17 protein-coding genes are annotated in these 21,771 nt (G+C 48.8%); 9 read left to right on the top strand and 8 right to left on the bottom strand.

What is annotated here, in order from left to right:
- The first annotated feature begins 152 nt into the window (after positions 1–152).
- From PMI05_RS04730 to PMI05_RS04705, 6 genes are all read left to right on the top strand, one after another.
- Complete coding sequence (locus PMI05_RS04730; protein WP_007717865.1) at positions 153–1,607, top strand: polysaccharide deacetylase family protein; 1,455 nt, start codon at positions 153–155, stop codon at positions 1,605–1,607.
- A 33-nt stretch (positions 1,608–1,640) separates the two neighbouring features.
- A complete protein-coding gene (locus PMI05_RS04725; protein ID WP_007717862.1) occupies positions 1,641–2,954 on the top strand; it encodes a nucleotide sugar dehydrogenase in 1,314 nt (437 codons plus the stop codon).
- 26 nt (positions 2,955–2,980) lie between these two features.
- Positions 2,981–4,864: a glycosyltransferase gene (locus PMI05_RS04720; RefSeq protein WP_039960258.1), complete on the top strand. Its 1,884-nt coding sequence runs from the start codon at positions 2,981–2,983 to the stop codon at positions 4,862–4,864.
- A 36-nt stretch (positions 4,865–4,900) separates the two neighbouring features.
- Complete coding sequence (locus PMI05_RS04715; protein WP_007717856.1) at positions 4,901–6,661, top strand: polysaccharide deacetylase family protein; 1,761 nt, start codon at positions 4,901–4,903, stop codon at positions 6,659–6,661.
- A gap of 27 nt (positions 6,662–6,688) precedes the next feature.
- Complete coding sequence (locus tag PMI05_RS04710; protein ID WP_007717854.1) at positions 6,689–7,753, top strand: glycosyl hydrolase family 18 protein; 1,065 nt, start codon at positions 6,689–6,691, stop codon at positions 7,751–7,753.
- Between the two features lie 298 nt (positions 7,754–8,051).
- Positions 8,052–8,885, top strand: a complete 834-nt coding sequence (locus tag PMI05_RS04705; RefSeq protein ID WP_039960262.1) for an undecaprenyl-diphosphate phosphatase — start codon at positions 8,052–8,054, stop codon at positions 8,883–8,885.
- A gap of 42 nt (positions 8,886–8,927) precedes the next feature.
- Here the strand turns inward: PMI05_RS04705 and PMI05_RS04700 are convergent, their stop codons facing one another.
- From PMI05_RS04700 to efeO, 8 genes are all read right to left on the bottom strand, one after another.
- The gene (locus PMI05_RS04700; RefSeq protein WP_007717849.1) at positions 8,928–9,395 is read right to left on the bottom strand and encodes an OsmC family protein; all 468 of its coding nucleotides are present in this window, start codon (positions 9,393–9,395) and stop codon (positions 8,928–8,930) included.
- Between the two features lie 178 nt (positions 9,396–9,573).
- Positions 9,574–11,262: a hypothetical protein gene (locus PMI05_RS04695; protein WP_007717847.1), complete on the bottom strand. Its 1,689-nt coding sequence runs from the start codon at positions 11,260–11,262 to the stop codon at positions 9,574–9,576.
- Between the two features lie 27 nt (positions 11,263–11,289).
- Complete coding sequence (locus PMI05_RS04690; protein WP_007717845.1) at positions 11,290–11,730, bottom strand: divergent PAP2 family protein; 441 nt, start codon at positions 11,728–11,730, stop codon at positions 11,290–11,292.
- Between the two features lie 23 nt (positions 11,731–11,753).
- Positions 11,754–12,110 (bottom strand): SMR family transporter, encoded by a 357-nt coding sequence (locus tag PMI05_RS04685; protein WP_007717843.1) that lies wholly within the window; start codon positions 12,108–12,110, stop codon positions 11,754–11,756.
- A 64-nt stretch (positions 12,111–12,174) separates the two neighbouring features.
- Positions 12,175–13,104 carry a decaprenyl-phosphate phosphoribosyltransferase gene (locus PMI05_RS04680; RefSeq protein WP_007717841.1) on the bottom strand — a complete coding sequence of 310 codons (930 nt, stop codon included), beginning with the start codon at positions 13,102–13,104 and terminating at the stop codon, positions 12,175–12,177.
- 222 nt (positions 13,105–13,326) lie between these two features.
- Positions 13,327–15,111, bottom strand: a complete 1,785-nt coding sequence (locus tag PMI05_RS04675) for an FTR1 family protein (RefSeq protein WP_007717839.1) — start codon at positions 15,109–15,111, stop codon at positions 13,327–13,329.
- 27 nt (positions 15,112–15,138) lie between these two features.
- Positions 15,139–16,416 carry an iron uptake transporter deferrochelatase/peroxidase subunit gene (efeB, locus tag PMI05_RS04670; RefSeq protein WP_007717837.1) on the bottom strand — a complete coding sequence of 426 codons (1,278 nt, stop codon included), beginning with the start codon at positions 16,414–16,416 and terminating at the stop codon, positions 15,139–15,141.
- 4 nt (positions 16,417–16,420) lie between these two features.
- Positions 16,421–17,332 (bottom strand): iron uptake system protein EfeO, encoded by a 912-nt coding sequence (efeO, locus tag PMI05_RS04665; RefSeq protein ID WP_007717835.1) that lies wholly within the window; start codon positions 17,330–17,332, stop codon positions 16,421–16,423.
- 370 nt (positions 17,333–17,702) lie between these two features.
- On the opposite strand from efeO, the gene PMI05_RS04660 reads away from it, so the two are divergent.
- From PMI05_RS04660 to PMI05_RS04650, 3 genes are all read left to right on the top strand, one after another.
- Positions 17,703–18,491 carry an HAD-IIA family hydrolase gene (locus PMI05_RS04660; RefSeq protein WP_007717833.1) on the top strand — a complete coding sequence of 263 codons (789 nt, stop codon included), beginning with the start codon at positions 17,703–17,705 and terminating at the stop codon, positions 18,489–18,491.
- Between the two features lie 21 nt (positions 18,492–18,512).
- Positions 18,513–20,591, top strand: coding sequence for a glycerophosphodiester phosphodiesterase family protein (locus PMI05_RS04655; protein ID WP_007717831.1), 2,079 nt, complete (start codon positions 18,513–18,515; stop codon positions 20,589–20,591).
- Positions 20,592–20,652: 61 nt separating this feature from the next.
- Positions 20,653–21,753, top strand: coding sequence for an ABC transporter ATP-binding protein (locus PMI05_RS04650; RefSeq protein ID WP_007717825.1), 1,101 nt, complete (start codon positions 20,653–20,655; stop codon positions 21,751–21,753).
- Positions 21,754–21,771: the final 18 nt, after the last annotated feature.

Here is a 21,771-nt window from a genome sequence, read left to right as displayed (position 1 = left end):
TTTGGTATAGGTGGGTTATGTTAGTCTAGCGTGTAGTGGCAGACTATGTTCATTTTTGCGGAAGAGTGTTTGATTACACTTTACTTGTTGCGCAGATGAAATAGTCGTTTTTTTATGCGTAAAGGGCATTTCTACATGAAAAGGGGACAATCATGATTAGTCATAAGAAAGGGGCCAGTGCGTTCCGATTATTTCACTGGATCTCCCTGGTAGCGATCGTGGCATTGTTGGCAGGCTGTTCACCGTTTCAAGGGAAAGAAAACGGTGCAGATAACGGCCAAGCGCCAGTTAAACCTGAAAAAATCGAGCGTTACCAAGGGGAAAAGAGCAAGGCAGTGTCTATGGTCTACACGACGCAAAGACAGCTTGCTCTTACTTTTAATGGGATGGCAGATAAGGACACGATGAAAAGACTGCTCGAGGAGTTGGACAAGTACCACATCAAGGCAGCTTTTTTCATGCCAGGAATGAGAGTAGCGGAAGAGCCTGACATTGCGCGAGAAATTGTCGCCAGAGGTCACGAAATTGAAAACAACACGTTAAAACAGTCAGATTTGCAGGGTCAATCTTACGAGAAAATGTACGAAGATATCAAATTGGCTAATGAGGTCATCAAAAGAGAGACCGACAAAACACCGCGGTATATCAGAACGAAGTCGGGCGATTACTCCGACGATCTTCGATTGGTAGCTGCGCATAATGGACAAGAAGCGGTCGTGTCCGCCAGTCTGCTTCTGCACAATTGGCAAAAAGAGACGGAGGAGCAAAAAATTCATTACTTAAGAAAATATATGAATCGCGGCGGCATCATCGCGATGGATACAGAGGAGAACAAGTCTGTCGTAGAAAACATCCGTCTTCTCGCGGAGGCAGCTACTGATGTCGGTTACAGATTCGTCCCATTGCACGAGTTGATTGCACAAGGCGGGGAGCGAAAGCCGTTGCAAGAAATTCCGGGTTTTGATGCAGCAAAAATGAATGCGGCGTATTACGAGTCCAAACCAAATCTCATCTATCGAAAAGAAACGGACAAGAAGATGGTCGCCTTGTCCTTCGATGATTGGGGTACGGATCAAACGGTTACGAAGATTCTCGGTATCCTGGACAAAAAAGGAGTAAAGGCTTCGTTTTTCCTTCGCGCAGATGGTGTAGAGCGAAATCCAAACTTGGCGAGAGCGATTGCGGAAGCGGGACATGATGTAGCTAATCACACCTATTCTCATCCGGTGAATACCAAAATTGCGCCGGAAGAATTGCAAAAAGAGATTGTCAGAGCCCATCAGATCATTACCGAAGCGATTCAGCAGAAGCCGACGATGTATTTCAGACCACCAACTGGGGCGTTTGACGAACAGACACTCAAGGCGATTGCAGCGACGGGCTACGAGGATATTACGATTTATGATGTGACACCGTCCGATTACGACAAGAAACGGAGTGCGGACGATATCGTCAAAACCATTATGGAGCAGACGCGGAGCGGAAGCGTGATTCTGCTGCACATGCTCGATGACATTCACACAATAGAGGCGTTACCAATCGTAATTGATCAGCTTAGAAGCAAAGGATACACGCTTGTACCCATGACAGAGATGTTTGGCCAATAAAGCCAAAATAGAACAGGGAGAGGGAGCCAGCTTATGAATTTGTACGAAGGGATTGTGGAGAGGAAAGAAAAAATGGCTGTCGTCGGTCTGGGGTACGTAGGCTTGCCGATTGCGATGGCACTGTCCAAACGTGCTTCTGTGATTGGATTCGATGTAAACAAGGAGAAAGTAGCAGCCTATCAAAAGGGACACTTTCATGATAATGATGTGGATCAGGAGCTGACGAGTGACACCGCTATTGAATTCACATCAGATGAAAATAGATTGCAGGAAGCGCGATTTTTTATCGTGGCAGTGCCTACTCCGGTCAAAAGCGGCAATGTCCCCGACTTGAAATATGTAGAAAGTGCATCCCGCATGGTGGGCAGACAGTTGAGAAAAGGGTCAATCGTTGTCTTTGAATCAACTGTTTATCCTGGGGCAACCGAAGACGTCTGCTTGCCGATCCTGGAGGCGGAATCAGGCTTGCGTTGTGGGGTAGACTTCAAGATCGGCTATTCACCTGAACGCATCAACCCGGGAGACAAGGTAAATCGTCTGGAAAACATCGTCAAGATCGTATCGGGGATGGATGAAGAAACATTGGGAATCGTAGCAAGCGTCTACGAGCTCGTGATCAAGGCAGGCGTTTATCGAGCGGAAAGCATCAAGGTAGCAGAAGCGGCGAAAGTCATTGAAAATGCTCAGCGGGATGTCAATATTGCGTTTATGAATGAGCTGGCCATGCTGTTCAACCAGATGGATATTCCGACGAAAGCAGTATTGCAAGCGGCAGAAACCAAGTGGAACTTCCTCCCTTTTTCACCGGGCTTGGTCGGCGGGCATTGCATCGGTATCGACCCTTACTATTTAACGTACAAAGCAGAAGACAGTGGCTATCGCTCCCGCATCATTTTGGCGGCTAGACACATTAACGATGGCATGGGGAAATATGTCGCTCAACAAATTATCAAAAAGGCTGTTCGTTCGAAGCTCGACCTCAAGGATGTACGGATTGGCATACTCGGACTGTCCTACAAAGAGAATTGCGCGGATATCAGAAATACCAAGGTGACGGATATCATTGAGGAACTGAGGGAGTACGGGATCAACCCACTGGTCGTAGACCCGATGGTAAATCCTCAGGAGGCATATGAGGAATACGGCATCGAGCTGTCAGAGATGAAGGCTCTCCACGACTTGGACATTGTGGTTGTAGCGGTACCGCATGCTCCCTTTGCCCAGATGGAAGTCGCTGATTTTGCCGCGATGTACGGCAAGAATGAAGCAAAAATCATGATTGATATAAAAGAGACTTATTCCAAAGCTGACTTTGAAAACAGTGGATTTCATTACTGGAGCTTGTAGGCAGTGGAGGGGAGAGAGCGACAGTGATGAAACAGTTGATAGAGAAAATAAAGCCTAAAAAGAAAGAAAAAATCGAAGAAGTACTGACGGTTTCCAAAACGGAGAGGCGTGTGCTATCCAATGTGCCAGACCCGGAGAAAATTCGTGTCCAAGTGGACCGACGTGGTGCTAAAGATACGAATGAGCAAGGACAGCTGGAGGACCCGGAATATTTGAATCGCATTCGGATGCTGAGTCTGCGCTATATGGCGGATTTCTCGGTGACGCTATTGACCAAGAAACAGCGGGCCAAGGATGGAGTCAAGGCCAGAGCCGTCGACATTTCTTCGACGGGCCTATTAGTTGAACTAGATTCAGAGATGGAAGACATCCAGGTGGGACAAGTGTTTATGATTCATTGCACAATTCCGCCAGGTACAATGCCAGAAGGCTATGAGTCAACGGTGAAGCTGGATGCAACTGTCGTTCGCTGGTTTACGCAGGAAGAGGACGGGCGTCAGAAGTTCATGCTCGCCTTCGAGTTTTCCAAACCGCTGACCGAGTATTTTCGCAAAAAACGCTGGGGATACGCGATTTATATCGCAAGTGCTTCCCTGTTTTTCGCTGCGGCGTTTATCGTACTCATGCGTGCGGAGAGCGTGATTTATTTCAAATACAACATGTACTTGTATTTGTACAGCTTGATTGCCGCTGCCTTTTTGCTGACACGGTATTTATTCGGTGCTCTTTATCGGGAGGTTCCCGTCAATCCGGACTATACACTAGGCGTGAGCATCATTATCCCGTGTTTCAACGAAGAGCAGTGGATTCACCGGACGATTTTGAGTTGTGTGAATCAGAACTACCCGATTGATAAGCTGGAGGTCATCGTGGTAGATGACCGCTCGACGGACCGATCAGCAGAAGAGATTCAAAAGGTCATCGATATGATTCATAACGAGGCCGAACGCTATATGACCCGTGAACGCGTGAAGATGCACATTCTTTCTGAAAACGGCGGGAAACGGGTCGCTTTGGTAAAAGGTGTGGAAATGGCCAAGCACGATTTGGTTGTCTTCGTTGATTCGGATAGTTTTTTGGAACCGACTGCGATTCGCAACCTCGTACAGCCTTTCCAAGACCCGAAAATGGGTGGTGTCGCAGGGCGTACGGATGTGGAAAACAAGTTCACCAACGCGATCACCAAGCTCCAAACGGTTCGTTACTACATTGCTTTTCGCATCATGAAGGCGGCTGAGTCGTGGTTTGACAGTGTCACTTGCTTGTCTGGGCCGTTGTCTTGCTATCGCAAGGAATTGATTTTGCAGCATTCTGAAGCATGGCTGAATCAGAAGTTTCTCGGGCAGCCCGCCACTTTTGGCGATGACCGAAGCATGACCAACTTTATTTTGCGAACCCATCGGACAGGCTATCAGGATTCTGCAATTTGCTCGACGATTGTGCCGTCAGACATGAGCGTATTTTTGAAGCAGCAGATGCGCTGGAAGCGTTCGTGGTTAAGGGAATCTTTGCGTGCCAGCGGCTTTATTTGGCGCAAGGAGCCTTTTATGGCGATCTTCTTTTACATTGGTCTGATTGTTCCTATCGCTGCTCCTGTCATCGTACTGTACAACCTCGGATACGTCCCGCTCGTTCATCATATTTTTCCGGGTACGTTTTTAATGGGCTTGCTGTTGATGGCGCTCTTAATGAGCTTGGCTCATTTGTTTTTCCGCAGAAGCAAGCTATGGGTTTTCGGGATTGTCTTTTGTGTGTTTTATGAGCTGGTGTTGTTGTGGCAGATGCCTGTGGCTTGGGTGACATTCTGGAAATCTACTTGGGGTACGAGAGAAACACCGCAGGACGTCGAAGCGAGATTGAAAAAAGAAGCCCGAAAGAAGAACAAAAAAGGCTTTGGGCTGCCATTTTAAGAGGGAAAGACAAAGGGAGTGAGGGTGTCAGGAGTTATGGGGAAAACGACGAGCGATGTCTTGGACTATCGGAAAAAAGATCGCAATAAATTCATCAAGACGCTGATCCAGGTCGCTATCTTAGTCGTCCTGGGTGTCATGTTATATAATGCCGTATTTGATTGGGAGAAGTACGAGGAGCCGAATAAAGCGAGCTGGACGAATGACAAAGGCTTTATCGCCATCTCCTATTTTGGCGTAGGTCGTTCGGGTACACCGAAATTGGTAGCCAAGAAGCAATTGGACGAGCAGCTGCAAGCGTTGTATGACCAGGGCTATCAAACGATCTCGCAACAAGATATCTTGGACTTTTACAAGAAAAAGAAGCCACTTCCTGACAAGGCACTGTTTTTGGCTTTTGAAGATGGCCGCAACGATTCGAGCTTGTTTGCCCAGCCGTTTTTGGAGAAGTACAACTTCAAAGCAACGGCATTGTCTTACGGCAACAAGATGGGAAACAGCGAGAACAAATTCCTCCAGCCGGAAGACTTGAAAAAAATGATGGAAAATGGCTTCTGGGAGCTCGGTTCCAACGGCTATCGGTTGACGTATATCAATGTGTTTGATAATCAGGGCAATTTCATCGGGGTAAAGGATGAGAGTGAATTAACGAATAAAACAAAGGTGGGCTACTATAACCACTACTTGATGGACTTTATCCGTGACAGCAATATGATCCCGATTGAAGACAGAAGCAAGATGGAAGCGAGAATGAACAAAGACTACAAGCTGATGAATGATACATATATGGATCAATTGGGCTTTGTCCCAGGTGCCTATATGATCATGCATGCGAACACCCTGTATGGCGGCATGAATCGCCTGGTAGCGGATGCGAACGACGCGAATATCAAAAAGTATTTTACGATGCACTTTAACCGGGAAGGAATCGCCTACAACGACAGCGAGGGTGATCTGTACGACCTGACCCGCGTGCAGCCAGAGCCTTACTGGTACACGAACCATTTGTTGATGCGCATCCAAAAAGACACTGACGAAAAGATTCGCTTCGTTCGCGGCGATGAAGAGCAGGCCAAAGAGTGGGATCGTCTCGGTGGCGCCGCGCAATTTATGGAGGATCAGATCGTCCTGACCTCTCCAGCTGCTGGCTCTGGCATGTTATATTTAAAAAACAGTGACAGCCAGAAGGATATCAAGCTTTCTGCCAAGCTGGAAGGGAATGTAATCGGCAAGCAGTCGATTTATTTGCGCTATGATCGGGAAAAAGGCAGCTTTGTACGGGTCGTTCTGCATGATAATGAGCTGCGCGTCGAGCAGAAGAAGGAAAAAGGAGAAGTTCAGGAGCTTTTCAAGACGGAATTGGGTCAAGTGATTTGGAATCCTGAAGATTTGACCTTCGACCGTGCCTCAGTTTATACGAGAGAGCAAGGGGAGTCTGGTGCTCCCGAGCTGGAAAAATACCCGATCAACATTAAAAATACGCGGCCATTCGAAATGACTGTTCAAGGCGACCGTCTCAGTGTTTCCGTGGACAAGATCCCGCTTTTGGATAAGCAACAGATCGACACAAGCATTAGTAGTGGTGGTGTCGCATTGGAAGCGGCCTATAGTGAAGGGAACAAAAAGGACGACATTTATGACGGGGTGTTTGCGGACGTAAAAATAGAGTCCTTGGCGCAACCGAATGGTGAGCAGCAGACGCTGTTCAGTAATGTGCAGACAGGGCTTGCAGGAGTCGTCAGTTCGATCAAGAAAGCTTTTTCTTCCACAATGGACTGGGTCATCGACACCTTTTAAATCCGAAACAAGGGGGATCAGTGTAAGGTGTCAAACATCAAGAAACGATCGATCATTTTGACTGTTCTTCTGATAATAGTGTGTATCACCCTCGTGTGGTACATGATGAAATGGAATGAGACCGAAAGCTTGGAGATTGTAGATGCAGCCAACAACACGACGGAATTGACTGCCTGGGTGGTAGATTGGCAGTGGGAATCCGGATTGGAGGATTTCCGCAGGATGACGGATGGCTTGTCCAGTATGCAAGTCTTCGCGGCGTATTTTGATGAAAATGACAAGCTGCATTTTACTGACCGTATGACCAAGGCGATGCCTGCGATCAAGGAAGCATCGAAGCAGGGCAGCTATGTCGATCTCGATTTGACCATTGTGAATGATCGTCTTAACAGTGATGGTACCCAAGTTCAAAAGGACCCGTCGATTGTAAGCCGGCTCATGGCGACAGATGCAAGCCGTACCAAGCACATTATGGAGATCAAGAATGCCGTGATCCAGAATGGCTTTCATGGTTTAGAAATCGATTATGAGAGAATTGACGAGAAAGACTGGGACAACTTCCTTACTTTTATCCATACCTTGTATCAGCATATGGAGCAGGAGGGAAAGTCGCTTCGCATCGTATTGGAGCCGCGCGCCCCGATTGAAGACTTGGCATTGCCAAAGGGCCCTACTTACGTCATGATGGCCTATAATTTGTACGGTACGAATACAGAGCCAGGTCCCAAAGCCGATCATGCATTTATTGAGCAGCTCGCCAATCGAATGAAAAAGGTGCCGGGTGACAAAGTCATGGCCCTCTCTGTAGGCGGATTTGATTGGGCTAGTGATGGAAAAGTGACGGCTGTGACGGAAAAACAGGCAGCAGACCTTGCTGTGTCCAGTGTCGAGCCGCCAAAGCGGGATAAAGCGAGTGGCAGTTTGTACTTCGACTATATGGGTGAAGACGGACAAAAGCACACGGTTTGGTATGCGGATGAAGAAACGCTGTCTCAATGGGTTGCGGTCGCCAAGAAAGCAGGTATTGAAAAAATTGCACTTTGGCGACTAGGTGATATGGGGGAAGGGACATTGCGATATGTGAATCGGTAGGGGGTGTAGTGGAAGGAAGAAGCGAATTTCCAGTCTACGCTTCGGCCTACGCCCCGCAAATTCGCTTCTTCCTGCGCGGCTTTTCGATTCACATCTTGCAGAGTTAAAATAAATTCAGAAAAAGCAAGATGGCTATCACTGTGGGGACAACCCATCCGGAATTTGCTAGAATGTTTTTCTATCATGATGTAACTTTGTACCGGAGATGAACGTTATAATGCTAGAAGCGGTAGTCTGCTCTTTTACAGGGCGGCTGCTACATATGATTTTGGACTTCATTCATAGGAGCGTGGAATTTTTGGGTCTCTGGGAAGCTTTTGTCGCGATTGTGTTGGGGCTAGTAGAAGGTTTGACTGAATTTGCCCCTGTTTCCTCTACGGGTCACATGATCATCGTGGATGACTTTTTGTTCCAAACGAAGGAGATGTTTTCACCAGAAGTGGCGAACACCTTCAAGATTGTCATTCAGCTCGGCTCGATTTTGGCTGTTGTGGTTTTGATGTGGGATCGGTTCATGAGCTTGCTTGGCCTTAACAGACTAGCGGGTAAGCGCGAGGTTCAGGCAGGACCTCGACTGAATTTGGCTACGGTCATTGTCGGTTTGATTCCTGCGGGGATTCTGGGTGTTCTGTTTGACGACTACATCGATGAGTATTTGTTCTCTACGAAGACCGTGGTAATCGGTCTGGTGCTTGGCGCTCTGCTCATGTTGGCTGCGGATTGGTTCCGACCAAGACGTGCCAAGATCGAGTCGGTTGACCAAATTACGTACAAGCAAGCGTTTCTGGTCGGACTTATTCAATGCTTCTCCCTGTGGCCTGGCTTTTCCCGTTCGGGTTCCACGATCTCGGGGGGCGTACTGTTGGGTATGAGCCATCGGGCGGCGGCAGACTTCACGTTTATTATGGCGGTGCCGATCATGGCGGGCGCGAGCTTTTTGTCGCTGTTGAAGCGTTGGGATGCGATTACGATGGACAGCATTCCGTTTTTCGTCGTCGGTTTTATTAGCGCGTTTGTGTTCGCGCTTCTGTCGATCCGTTTCTTCTTGAAGCTGATTAACCGCATTAAGCTGACACCTTTTGCGATTTATCGCTTGGTGCTGGCAGCAGTTATTTACTTTGTGTTTATGTAAAAATCTAAAATACGACAAAGGCTCCCAATTGGGAGCCTTATTTTAATCAGTCGCCTTTATCTCGCTCGGTTTTTCAATAACAATTCCGTTTAATTTAAGAGTGACAGGATTCGCAATCGTATCTCCAACGGGGCATGTCTGTTCCAAAAATTCCACAAAAGACTCTACTTGCTCTCTTGGAGCATCGGTTTTGATATGAAAGGTGTATCGGATTTCAGAATACCCGCGTCGAACATCAGATTTGTTCATGAAGCCATCTGTATCGAGATCGCCTTCGACTTCCACCCAAAAATCGTCGAGTTGAACGTTAAACTTTCTGGCATATACTCTGGCAACGATAGATTGGCATGCGCCTAATGCGGAGAGTACCAGTTCAACGGGGTTCATCCCAGTATCCGTTCCTCCCAAGCTTTTCGGTTCATCGATGGTTATCTCGAAATTTCTGGAACTGGCCTTCACAACCATTCCCTTCTGTAGATGTGCAGTTGCTTTGAATGTTTCAACAGGCATGATGCACACTCCCTTCTGAATAATTAATACAAGTAAACTCTACCATAGTTTACCAATCGCCATTATGAAAATTTTTACAATCGCACAAGCTGATGTCTCGTCCATTACACACACCTAGAAATAAAAAGGGGCTGTCTCAAAAGTCAATTTCCCGACTTAGAGACGCCCCTTCTATGTTTTATTTCAACAGGTAAACGGCACGCGTAGTCATAAATCCTTTGACATCTTCGCCTTTATCCAGCTTTTGCTCGACATAAGGAATGCCAGCTTCTTGCAGACGTACTTTTACTGCGTTGAAATGGTGGAAGTCTACGACCAGCGTTTTGTTGCTCGCCTTAATCTCTTCAAGCTGCCTTTTAACTAATGCATTGGCGCCAGACTGTCCAATGATATGAGAAGCATTTACCATCACCATATTGGCGAGTAAAATGACGACCAGAACCTTGCCCGCATGGCGGAAAAATCCCTTCTGGATATCCCAGACTGCCAGCGCAATCAAGAGTGGAATCAACCAGAGCTGCGGAACATAGCGCGCCCACCAGCTTTCCGGATTAATGAGTACGGTCACGAAGAGCGCCAGGCTGATCCACAAGAAAGGTGCCGCTTTTTTTCGATGAGTCCCCAAAAGCAAGGCAACGAGAATCAGGCATGTGACAATCACAGCTCCTCCGAAAAGCGGCCCGAATCCGGCTACACGCACGTCAGGAGAGTAGAACACTGCGAGCTCTTTCAAGGTGACCGTAAATGGCACCTTCCATGTAGGGCTATGGGGTGTTGCGATGTTCTCCGATTTAGAAAATAAGGAGAAAGCCAGATTTTCTATGCTCGTATTGTCTTTGAAGCCATGCGGGCTGTTCGAGGTCATGATATCAACAGCACCTTTGCCTGCCAACGGATAAAACGGATGTCCCTTCGTTAGCGCGTTGGCCACATACGGATTGTACCCAACAACCCCTACCGTGATAACCAGACTAATTGAAAGCCACACGAGCATGCTCTTGATGTGCTGACGGCGATCGTAGAAAAAGAAGAGCACGAGAATAGCCAAGCCGAGCAATCCAGCATACCCCAATGCTGTGAATTTGATCTGCGCCAGCAGCATGAGCGTTGCGCATAGCGCTAGTAGCGTCCACACATGGTAGCGCTTATACAGCAGATAGCCGAGAGCGCAGATGATGAGCACGAGTGAGCCGAGCTGTCCGTCAATATAGAAGGAGGTCGATTGCGTGATCACCGCGGGATTGAACGCTGCGAGTAGCGCGAAGGCAATCGCCGCCCCTTTTTTCTCTGGGAAAGCGGTCCGGATGGCAGCGAGCGTCAGGAAAAAGGACGATGCAATCAACAACAGGTTAAATATTTTGCTAACCTCGATCTGACCAGTCAGTTTATACATGACTGCATCGAGCATCCAAGGACCTTTGGCGTAATGATTGATCCAAAGGTGAAAGGCTGAGAGAACCTCTTTATTATCCATCTCCTCCACTTCTTTTGAACCAGAAGGCTTGAGGATGGGCTGGTCACGAACCGGATTCCAGCCGTTGGTTATCTTCACGATTGCTTCTTGATGATACGTTTGTCCGTCAAAAGAGAGATCATACGTATTGGCACTGATGGAGTAGCTGATGCCTGAAACAATCACCAGTCCAGCCAACAGGGAGAAAAACCAGGCCAGACGACGTGAACTTACGAAGACTGACACCATCCCGCCCATCGCAGCCAAAGCCGCAACGAGGCCAATCCAAAAGCTGACGGCCGTCACGGATACACCGAACAAAAATAAAACCGATGTGCTAAGCACAATCGTAGCCATAAAGAATAGCAAAGCCGTCCCAAGCAGGAACGAGTACGTAGCTGTACGGTTATTCATGAATATAATCTCCTGTCTACGAATCTACTAGCCAATGAGGTTAGGGAGGTTCGCTGCCAGCAGATGCAATACGGTCGCAAGCAGTACCCCGAGCACCAGACCCCCGGCAATTTCCCATCTGGTATGTCCCATGCTTTCGCGCAAAGGCTTGGCGGGAAACACGTCCGGATGTTCCTTTGCGAGCTTGTTGAGTGCCTCTGCATGTTTTCCTACCGCTCTACGCAATCCAGTCGCATCGATGATCACAATAAACGTCACAGCCACACCCAGCCCGAATGCAGGATGAGTAAAGCCCTCCTGCAAACCAATCAAAAACACAATCGTGACCATGACAGTTGTGTGCGTGCTGGGAAATCCGCCGTTCCCGACCATTTCTTTGGCCCGGGACCCAAAACGGAGGTAATTAATCAAAAATTTGGTTATTCCGGACACGAGCCAGCCGATAAACGGCGCTAGCGCATATAACATGAGAAAACTCCTCTACGTGATGATTACGATTGAGAAATGACGACGACGCCCACGACGATAATCGCTAGACCGGCAATACGTGTAAGGGACAACGGTTCGTTGAAGATCAAGAAGGACAGCACAGCTACCAACACGTATCCGAGTGCTGCCATGGGATAAGCATAGGAGAGCTGCACCTTTTCCAGCGCAGCAATCCAGATAAACGCCGAAAGTCCGTAAAGCGCAAGTCCCACCATAATCGGCAGGTTCGTGAAATAGTGCAGGAACTTCAGTAGCAGCATGTCACTGTTGCTGGAGAGCGAGGATGCGCCCATCTTCATCGCGACTTGTCCACACGCACTGAGGACCACGGAAATGATGATTAGAACAATTGATGGCATAGCCTGATCCACAACCTATCTGTGCAAGGAAATTCAAGTTCAAAAGCCGACCTTTTGAACTTCCTTATTTAAATTCAAATACGTAAATAATCCCGGCCACCATGACGACATACAGGAACACCGTAATGAGAATCGGCTTGTCCTGCAACAAAACTTTTTCCGGACTGCCGCCCTGGCCTGCGACGGTGATCAAATACAGGTAACGGAAAATACCAAAGATCACGAGTGGAATGGTCCACATCAAGTGAATCGTGCGTCCTGATGTAAAAGTGAACAAGGAATAGCTGATGATCGTCATGGTCGTAACAATCGTATTCAACTGATTCAACAATTCGGAGGAATAACTGTCGAGCACTTTGCGATGTGTTCCCTTATCCTGTTGTAACAAAATCAATTCGTGGCGACGTTTGCTGATGGCCAAAAACAGCGCGAGCAGCATCGTACAGAGCAAAAACCACGGGGTGAACGGTGTTTGGATCATCAGACTTCCACCGATGGCACGCAAAACAAAACCGGCTGAAATAATCATGACGTCTAGAATGACCACATGCTTCAGCCTCAACGAGTAAGCGACGTTGAGCACAAAGTAAACGAGCAGTACGAGCGCGAATAATCGGTCAAAGTAATAAGCACTAAAAAGGGAACCCAGGAGCAAAAACGCACCGAATGCTAATGCGAGCGCTGGCGGCAATGCACCAGAAGCCATGGGCCGGAACTGTTTCTCCGGGTGATTTCGGTCATTTTTGATATCGACAAAATCATTGAGGATGTAGACACAGCCGGATACAAAACAAAACAGCAGGAAGGCCAGCACTGATTTCCCAATGACATCCGGACTTACTTTGTGCAAGGAAAATAGCAAGGCAGCAAAGACAAGAAGGTTTTTCGTCCATTGATGTGGACGAAGCTGCTTCACTAATAGGTAGACCATATTTTGTCGAACGCGTGGCGTTGTTTTGACGTCAACTTTAACAGAATTTGATGTTGCCCCCATATCTAACCCCTATCCTAATATCGAATCTTGTACCTTCTAATGACGGAAAATGTAAAAAGAAGGTTACACCTGTAATATGGTAACATAACTTCCCCATAAAAATTTAACGATAACAGAAAAAATGTGAACTTGCGATAAAGAATGATTGCCAAAAATAATATCGGGGTTTACAAGAAAACGCAGCCCTTCTGAAGGAGCTGCGTTTTTCAGGTTTTCACTCTTTTAGTTCACCCGCGGAATCGGAGTGGCTGCTTTTTTCCGCGAATACAGGAACAAATTGAAAAGAACGATCACGAGAATGATCAATTGCGGGATCGTCGTTTCCCAGCTCGCGTAAATGCCGAGAGTCGGTGCATACAACAAGTAATCGCTGCTGTGTGCAGATAAGCTTCCCGTCACCTGCAAAGCGTGGATGCTGACGCCGACGAATTTAAACGCCATGTAGTAGAGCAAGAGACTAGCTACAAAAAAGAACGGACGCACCGGAATGCGTGCACTGAGCTTGATGATGACCAAGCCAATCACGGCCAAGACAACAAGCGCGCTCAAAATGCCAATCGCCAGGTCTGTCATGGAGATCGTAGCAGCCATCCCCATATAAAAGATAATCGTTTCTGCCCCTTCGCGGGCGACAGCGAGAAAGGCGGTGAATGAGAGTGACCATAGAGCTCCTTTTGCCAAAGAAGAGCCGATAGATTTCTCGACAAATTGATTCCATGCCTGCAAATTGGACTTCTTATGCAACCAGGCACCGATCGTTACCATAAAGAAGACGGCAATCAGTCCGGTTACTCCCTCAATCGTTTCTCGCGAGTTGCCAGTGGAGAGATTGGAGAAAACGAAACTGAGGATGACGGCAAGAATGGTGGAAACTACGATCCCGGCAATGGACCCGGACCAGATCCATTTGCGCTTGTCGGCATTACCTGACTTGTTCAGGACAGTAAGCAGAGAGACGATGATCAAGATAGCCTCCAGTCCTTCGCGGAACAAGATGAGTCCCGCATCCCAAGCGGTGTACGAGGATGCTGTCGCAAATGGCGCCAGCTCTGTCTTCATTTCCGCAAGATGAGCCGTCGCCTTTTCCCATTGCGGGGGATTGGACAGGATGAGTGTCGGGACGGCGACCATCTTGGCTTCGATACTGCTGTAGGTAGCTTGCGATTTAGTCATGACCACGCCTTCTACAGAGGGCCAAGAGGTGATAAAGGTCTCCATTTTGTCAGAAGCAGCGGTTGCATTCTGATTGGCGATATCTGTTTCTACCGATGTAAGGAGTTCCAGTAGAGAAGAGATGGTGGGCTGCTCAGAAGAAGGATTGGCAGCGGCCTGTTGGACTGCTTTTCCTGACAAATAATTGTCCACGGTAGTAATGAGTGCCTGTACTTTCTCTGCGCTCTTTTTAGGGTCTGGTGGTTCTGTATTTAAGGCAATGCGTGCACTGCTGATTTTGATTTCCATATCCCCGTAGATTGCGGCATTTTCCGCTCGAACAAGACCCTCTGCCTTGTACCAGCCAGTGACGAAGCTATTGTACGATTGCTTGGCTTTCGCCAGATCGCCTTCCGTGATGGCTGTCATGCTGTTTTGCAAGAGCGGTAGCAATGCCGCAATTTGCTTGTGTGCGCGTTCTTTTGGCTGACTGCCTTCTTCTTTGGACGAGACATAACGGTCCGTTGCTTTTGCCAGATTGGAGATGGCTGCTTTTGCAGTGTCAGGATTCGCTTTCGCTTGGGCAAGGGCTTGATCTGCTTCCACGATTGCTTGCGTCAATGCTTGTGTATCTGCGGAGGTTTCTTCCGAATTGCCTTCCCAGATGCTCTTCATACTGCTGATCGCTTTAGCTGCTTCTTCCCATTTGTTATCTCCACTACTAATCAAGGCATCGCTAGAGAGGGCGATCATTTGCTTGAGCTGCTCTGGCACCAGCGGCGCGGCTACAGCGGCAGACAGAGCAGATGTCCATAGCAGCATGCAGGTACAAATGATAAACAGATAGCGTTTCAAGGTGTTCACTCCATCCCAGATAGTTGGTTAAAATAGCGTGTCCCCGATGTATCCGCCCTCACTTGCACCAGGAAGACAGGCGTACAAACCACTGCCAACATGGGTGATATATTCATTGAGCAGGTCGACGGATGCGAGCTTTTGTTGCATCGGAATGAATTGCTTGCGCGGATCACGATTGTAGCAAATGAACAAAAGCCCAGCATCGAGCTGACCAGTCTTGAGATCCATTCCACTCGAATAAGAGTAACCGCGTCGCAAAATTTTCACCTTACCCTCCATATGGGCTAAGGCAACATGGGAATCCACAGGAATAACCGGTTTTCCCTTGGCATCCTTTCGATCCAGCTCCAGCTCGTCAAACTCGTTTGCTTTGCCAAGGGGAGCTCCGGTTAACCGGTGACGACCAAATGTATTCTCCTGATCGGTGAGGGAAGAGCGATCCCATACCTCGATCCGCATGCGGATTCGACGCATGACCATGTAGCTTCCGCCTGCCATCCACGCGGGACTTTCAGCAGTGTGAGCCCAGACGACTTCATTTGCGGTAGCGGGGTCGTTCACCGGTGGATTGTTCGTGCCATCCTTGAAGCCCATCAGATTCCGTGGTGTGGAGCCAGTCGGGTCGGATGCGCTGGTGCGCTGGAAACCTTCCTGTAGCCAGTGGAGAACAGCTTTGCCTCGAGCGATCCGGGCCAAATTCCGCAGGGCATGGAAGGCGACCTGTGGATCGTTGGCACAGACCTGCACGACAATATCGCCACCCGACCATTCTTTTCGCATTTCATCGCTGTTGAAGCGAGGTAAATCGACCAAGGGAGCTGGGCGTTTGGCTGCAAGACCAAAGCGCTCGTCAAAAAAAGAAGCGCCAAGCCCAAATGTGATCGTCAATTTCATTGGGCGCAGGCCCATGGCTTCTCCCGTATCGACAGGAGGAAGAAGGGCGTTATCGCTCTCCTCATCGACGTTTTTGCCGGCAGTCATGCGTGCTGCTGCCTGCGTCCAGCTTTGAAACAAGGTGCGGACATCCCCTAGCGAGGTCGTCGTCAAATCAAAAGCACCCATGCAGATAAAATCCTGCATAGGTGTAATGATCCCGGACTGATGCTTGCCATAAAAGGGAATGACCTCATCTGCACCGGTCGGAGTGGCACTTGTCTGCTCATTTTTAGGAGTAGAAGGCAAAAGGCTATTGACCCCAGTCGCCCCTAACAGCAGTCCAATCCCTCCGACACCAGCCAACTTCAGAGCTTCTCGACGTGTGAATTTGTTCGCTGTGGTGTTTGCGAGATGCTTGTCATTCATCTTGTTAGCCTCCTACGATCGTACCCATTTTGGACAATGGTTCAGCCAATGCATCGAGGGACTGACTCAGCTTTTTCACCTGGTCTTCCTTAAGTTCGGTGTACAGCACATAGCCGTCGCCTTTGCGGTATGGTGCGAGTGCTTTATCCAAATCAGCGAAGCGAGCTTCAATTTCATTTGCAAGAGCAGAGTCTTTAGCCGTAACAGCAGGCTTCAATACTTTGTAAATCTCGTGGGCGCCTTCCACGTTCGCAGCGAAATCGTACAAGTCCGTATGGGAATAGCGTTCTTCCTCGCCAGTCACCTTGCTCGTCGATACCTCGTTCAAGAGCTCAACCGCACCCGTTACCAGCATAGGCACATCGATTTCGACGCTCTCTACCTTCACGCGGAGCTGCTTCACATCTTGCAGCAGTTGATCCGCCACTTTTCCTTGGTCAGCAACCGATTTGGTTTCCCAGAGTGCTTTCTCCAATTTGTGATAGCCGCGCCATTCGTTATCAGGCACATCGCCTTCGCGGGCATCGATCCATGGGTCAAAATCGCCGAGAGATTCCGCGATAGGCTCGATTCTCTCAAAGTAAGCACGGGCTGGAGCATACTCTTTTTTCGCTTTTTCCATATCGCCTGCTTTAACGGCGGTAGTGAAGCTTTCTGTTGCTTTTACGAATTGGTCGGTTTGGTCGACGACCCATTTTCGGTATTGATCAATAGAGGCTTGCAGCTCAGGAGAAGGAGCAGAAGCAGAAGCAGTGCTCGCTGTCGCTGTCGTAGACTGATCAGCAGCGGCAGGCTTGTCAGGCTGAGCGGCTTCTGTTTTTTTCTCTTCGGTTTGTGTTTGTGCGTTTCCACAAGCGGCGAGCAAGGAAGAGCCGAGAACAACTGCGGCGAGTGGATAACTCCATTTTTGAATCATGAAAAGACATCCCTTCATCTAATATGAGTGCATAATTATATGATTATATGTCGATAATGAATATCATTATCATCCACAAAGAATTTATCTCTTTCTTAGACAGTTTGCAATCTTTTTTTCGCCATCGATCACTGGTTAGTTTTGGCGTTGTTCACAAAAAACCAAAAGTAGCTCAACAATCCCTTAACAATGACTTGTTATGATCGAGCTATCAACCAAATGAATAACGTCTGTAAGTGGGTCGAGACGTGGAGAAAGCCCTCATACAGCAATAGATTCGAAAAAGACCGTTCGTTCGGTTTGTTTCTTTGTGCTATTGCCGTGTATGAGGGCTTTTTGTGTTTTCGAATGAAAGGAGCGAGCAGGGGATTTGCTAGATACAGATAGGTACGATGCGTATTTTTTTGATTTGGATGGAACGATTTTTCTCGGGAATGAACTGCTTCCTGGGGTGGAAAAGACACTTGCCGCGCTACGGGAGAAGCAGAAAAAAATCATGTTTTTGACCAATACGACGGTACAGACAAGAACAGCTTGTCAGACTCGCCTCCAGAAGCTCGGATTGGCTGCTCAGCTGGAAGAAATCATGACGGCTGCCTATGCTGCGGGATTGTATCTTCAAGAGAATGCAGAGCAAGCGCGTGTCCTGATTGTTGGAGAGCCTGCCTTGGAGGAAGAGATTGCGAGCTTTCATATAAAGCAGGTGCAAGATGCGGAGGAAGCTACGCATGTATTGGTCGGAATGGACCGAGCATTTACGTATGAAAAGCTGCAACAGGCTGCTGACGCTGTGCGAAATGGAGCCCACCTGATCGTAGCGAACCCCGATCCGTTATGTCCGGTGCCAGGGGGTGCCATTCCTGATACATGGGCGTTGGCGAGAGCGATTGAAACGGCTGGTGGAGCCTCTGTCTGGGCGATGACTGGCAAGCCGTCCCGGTACTACGCCGATCAGGTTTTTCAACAGCTTCAAGTGCAGCCAGAAAGATGCGTCATGGTGGGCGACCGTTTGGAGACAGACATTTTACTAGGGAAAAACAGCGGCATGAAAACGGCGCTGGTAATGACAGGAGTAACGACCAGTCGCGAACTGGAAGCCACAGAGATTCAGCCAGATTACATCCTTCCGACGATGGAAGCCATGGTGCAAGTCGAGTAGGAAAACGAGGAGGCATGGGAGATGGAGTTGGGTAAGAGCAGCAAAAAGTGGTTGTGGTCACTAATGGTAGCAAGTCTGGTGACAGGCAGTATGCCCGCGATGGCGCAAAGCGCGGTGAGCAAAACCTTGCTCATCACAGAAGTTGTCAATGATCCCCTTTTTGATGAAAGCACAGGCGAGTTTATCGAAATCACCAATGTCTCCAACGATTCGATTGATTTGAGTGGATACATGATCGGCGACGAGGAAAAGCGTGGAGGAAATGAAGGGATGCATGCGTTTCCGGAAGGAACCATGATTGAGCCTTACCAGACGATTGTCATTTCTCGCTATGCCGACGGAATCGTGGAACGCCACGACGTCACGCCTGATTTTGAATTGTTCGATTCCATGGAGGACGTTTCTGAGATGTTGCCGACGGATTGGGCGACAGGCAGCATTTATTTGGCGAATGGCGGTGACCACGTCATTCTGATGGATCCTGATTACAATGTGGTGGATTCGATGGCTTATATGGATGCGAAGGTCCCGGGAGTCACCTCTCATCCAGGAGTAGCGGGCGGACACTCGATGGAACGCCTGACGGAAAAGGATACGAATGATGCTTCTAGAGATTTTGTCGATCAGCCCAAGCCGACTCCTGGTGAGTTGTTGTTTGGACCGAATGCACGAAAAGACAAGATTCCAGTCTCTGATCTGAAAGACGATGTGCTGATTGTCCCTGAACCTAAGACGGGAATTGTCCTTCCGCCGACGGTGATTACCATGTACGACAAGAAGTCCGAGATCGATGCGATTCTGGAAGCAGAAGCGTCTTCCATTTTTATCCCGGTGAAAAAATCCGGGAAGAACGGAGTCGTCACGCAGGACGGCACATCGCTGGACGAGGTACTGGAGCAGATCAAGGGCAAGGCGATCCCGGTGATTCATATCGAGGACAAGAAATTGGTAGCGGAGGTCGATCGCCTGCTCCAGAAAGAGAATCTCTCTGATGTGCACATTGTGTCTTCCCGACCGGAAATCGTCCAAGAGATGCGGGAGAAAAACAATGAATACCGTGGTGCCCTCGTGTATATCGACGGCAAGCTGAACGAAAAGAAGCAAAAGGAGCTCGTACGCTCAGCCAGGAGCAGTCGTTCCAATGTGATCGTTCTCTCGCAAACTGCGATGACGGAGGAGGTCATTCGCTACTTCCGCAATCGCGGGTTGTCCGTGTGGGGAATCGATCGGGCGAACAAGAGCCAAGCGAGTGAAATGATCGAGATGGGTGTGGCCGGGGTTGTCTCACACGATCCAAAAGAGGTACATGAGCTGCTTGCTGCGTACCCGGAGAAAAGCATCACGCAACCACCGATGGTCATGGCGCATCGAGGTATCCCTTCCTTAAAGCCGGAAAACACGATGTACGCCTTTGAAGAAGCGATGGAGCTGGGTGTGGAGATCATTGAGACAGACGTCCATAAAACAAAGGATGGCCACCTTGTCCTGATCCACGATTTTGATCTGGAGCGTACCACCAACGGGACAGGGAAGGTAAAGGATTTCACGCTGAAGGAACTGCGCGAATTGAACGCGAACAAGCTCGACCCAGCAAATCCTTCCTGGTACCAGCCTGAGATTACCGATGCTGTCATTCCTACCATGGATGAATTGTTGGAAGCGGCCAAAGGCAAAGCAGTGCTCATTCTGGAAGCAAAGGGGATTGGGTACGAAAAGGAAATGGCGAAGGCCATCAAGGAGCATGACATGGTTGAAGATGTGATTGTTAGCAGCTTCAGCTCAGAAGTATTGGAGCGTTTTGCCAAGCTCAATCCGGAATTGGGACTGGGCTTTACCTTGAGCGGGACCAAGCCAAAGGAACAGCTGGAACAGTATGCCGAAAAGCAGATAACAGACGCGGTTCAACTGAATGCCCAATACTATATCAACCATCAGATTGTCACGCCAGAGCTAATCCGATTTGCCAAGCATCGGGGAATCATCTTGACCGTGTATACAGTTAACGAGGAAGCAGATATGAAGCGGGCAACCGAGGCTGGAGTCGGGGGAATTATTACGGACTATGCCCAAAAACTTTACAATGCCCAAATATTACCTTAGTAAGCAATTGTTATAGTCGAGTGATACGTAAAAAACAGCGAGAGGTTCAGGGGGGAAAGTCGTGGCTGAAGTGGAATTGCGGCGCATTTCCAAGATGTATGGGGGCCAGAAGGTAGTCAATGAAGTGAGTGCTCGTATTCTACCAGGAGAATTTTTCGTGCTGGTAGGGCCTTCTGGTTGTGGGAAATCAACCACACTGCGCATGATTGCCGGGCTGGAGGAGATCAGCACGGGAGAGCTGTTGATTGGCGGCATGCCGATGAATCAGGTCCCTCCGAGCGGGCGAAACATCTCCATGGTGTTTCAAAATTACGCACTTTATCCGCATTTGACGGTAAAAGATAATATTTTGTTTGGTTTGCAGGTTCGAAAAGTAGACAAAGCGGTGCAGGGCAAGCGGTTGGAGCGTGTAGCGGAGATGTTGGGCATCGCGCATCTTTTGCAACGCAAGCCGAAGGAATTATCCGGGGGACAACGACAGCGTGTTGCACTCGGACGGGCCATCGTCAGTCAGCACCCTATCTGCTTGATGGACGAGCCGTTATCCAATCTGGATGCCAAGCTGCGCGGGCACATGCGCACGGAAATTCGTCGCTTGCAGCAAGAGCTGGGCATCACGATGATTTACGTTACGCACGATCAGGTGGAAGCGATGACGATGGGAGACCGCATGATGGTCCTGCGCGACGGCGAGGTCCAGCAAGTCGGAAAACCGCTCGAAGTCTACAACCATCCAGCGAATTTGTTCGTGGCGGAGTTTACGGGGGCACCCCCGATGAATACGGTACCTGCCATTTGGCGGGCAGGCGATCAGGCAGGGATTGAGCTGGCAGGTCAGCATTTTTTGCCGCTTCCAAAGTTTAACGGTATCAAGGACCAGACCCCGGTCGTTCTCGGTCTGCGTCCAGAGTCACTGCAGCCCGCCCTTGAAGGGCAATCTGTGGATGCTTCCTGCCAACTTCCTGTCACCGTGCAGGGAGTAGAGATTCTCGGCTCTGAGACCATTGTGGAATTCACCGTGGGAGACAAGCTGTGGAAGGCCAAATGGAACGGACAATGGCACTGCAAACGAGGCGAAACCATGCATGTTCGTTTTGATCCAGCTCAGGTGAACGTGTTTGATGGAGAAACCGGAAAAAATCTAGCGGTTACGACCAATTGAGAAAAGAAAAGGGAGAGG

Origin of the sequence: Brevibacillus sp. BC25, from assembly GCF_000282075.1 — a bacterium.
In the GTDB taxonomy this organism is placed as follows: domain Bacteria; phylum Bacillota; class Bacilli; order Brevibacillales; family Brevibacillaceae; genus Brevibacillus.
The sequence above is the reverse complement of the archived record's forward strand: the minus strand, read 5'-3'. Positions and strand labels throughout refer to the sequence as shown.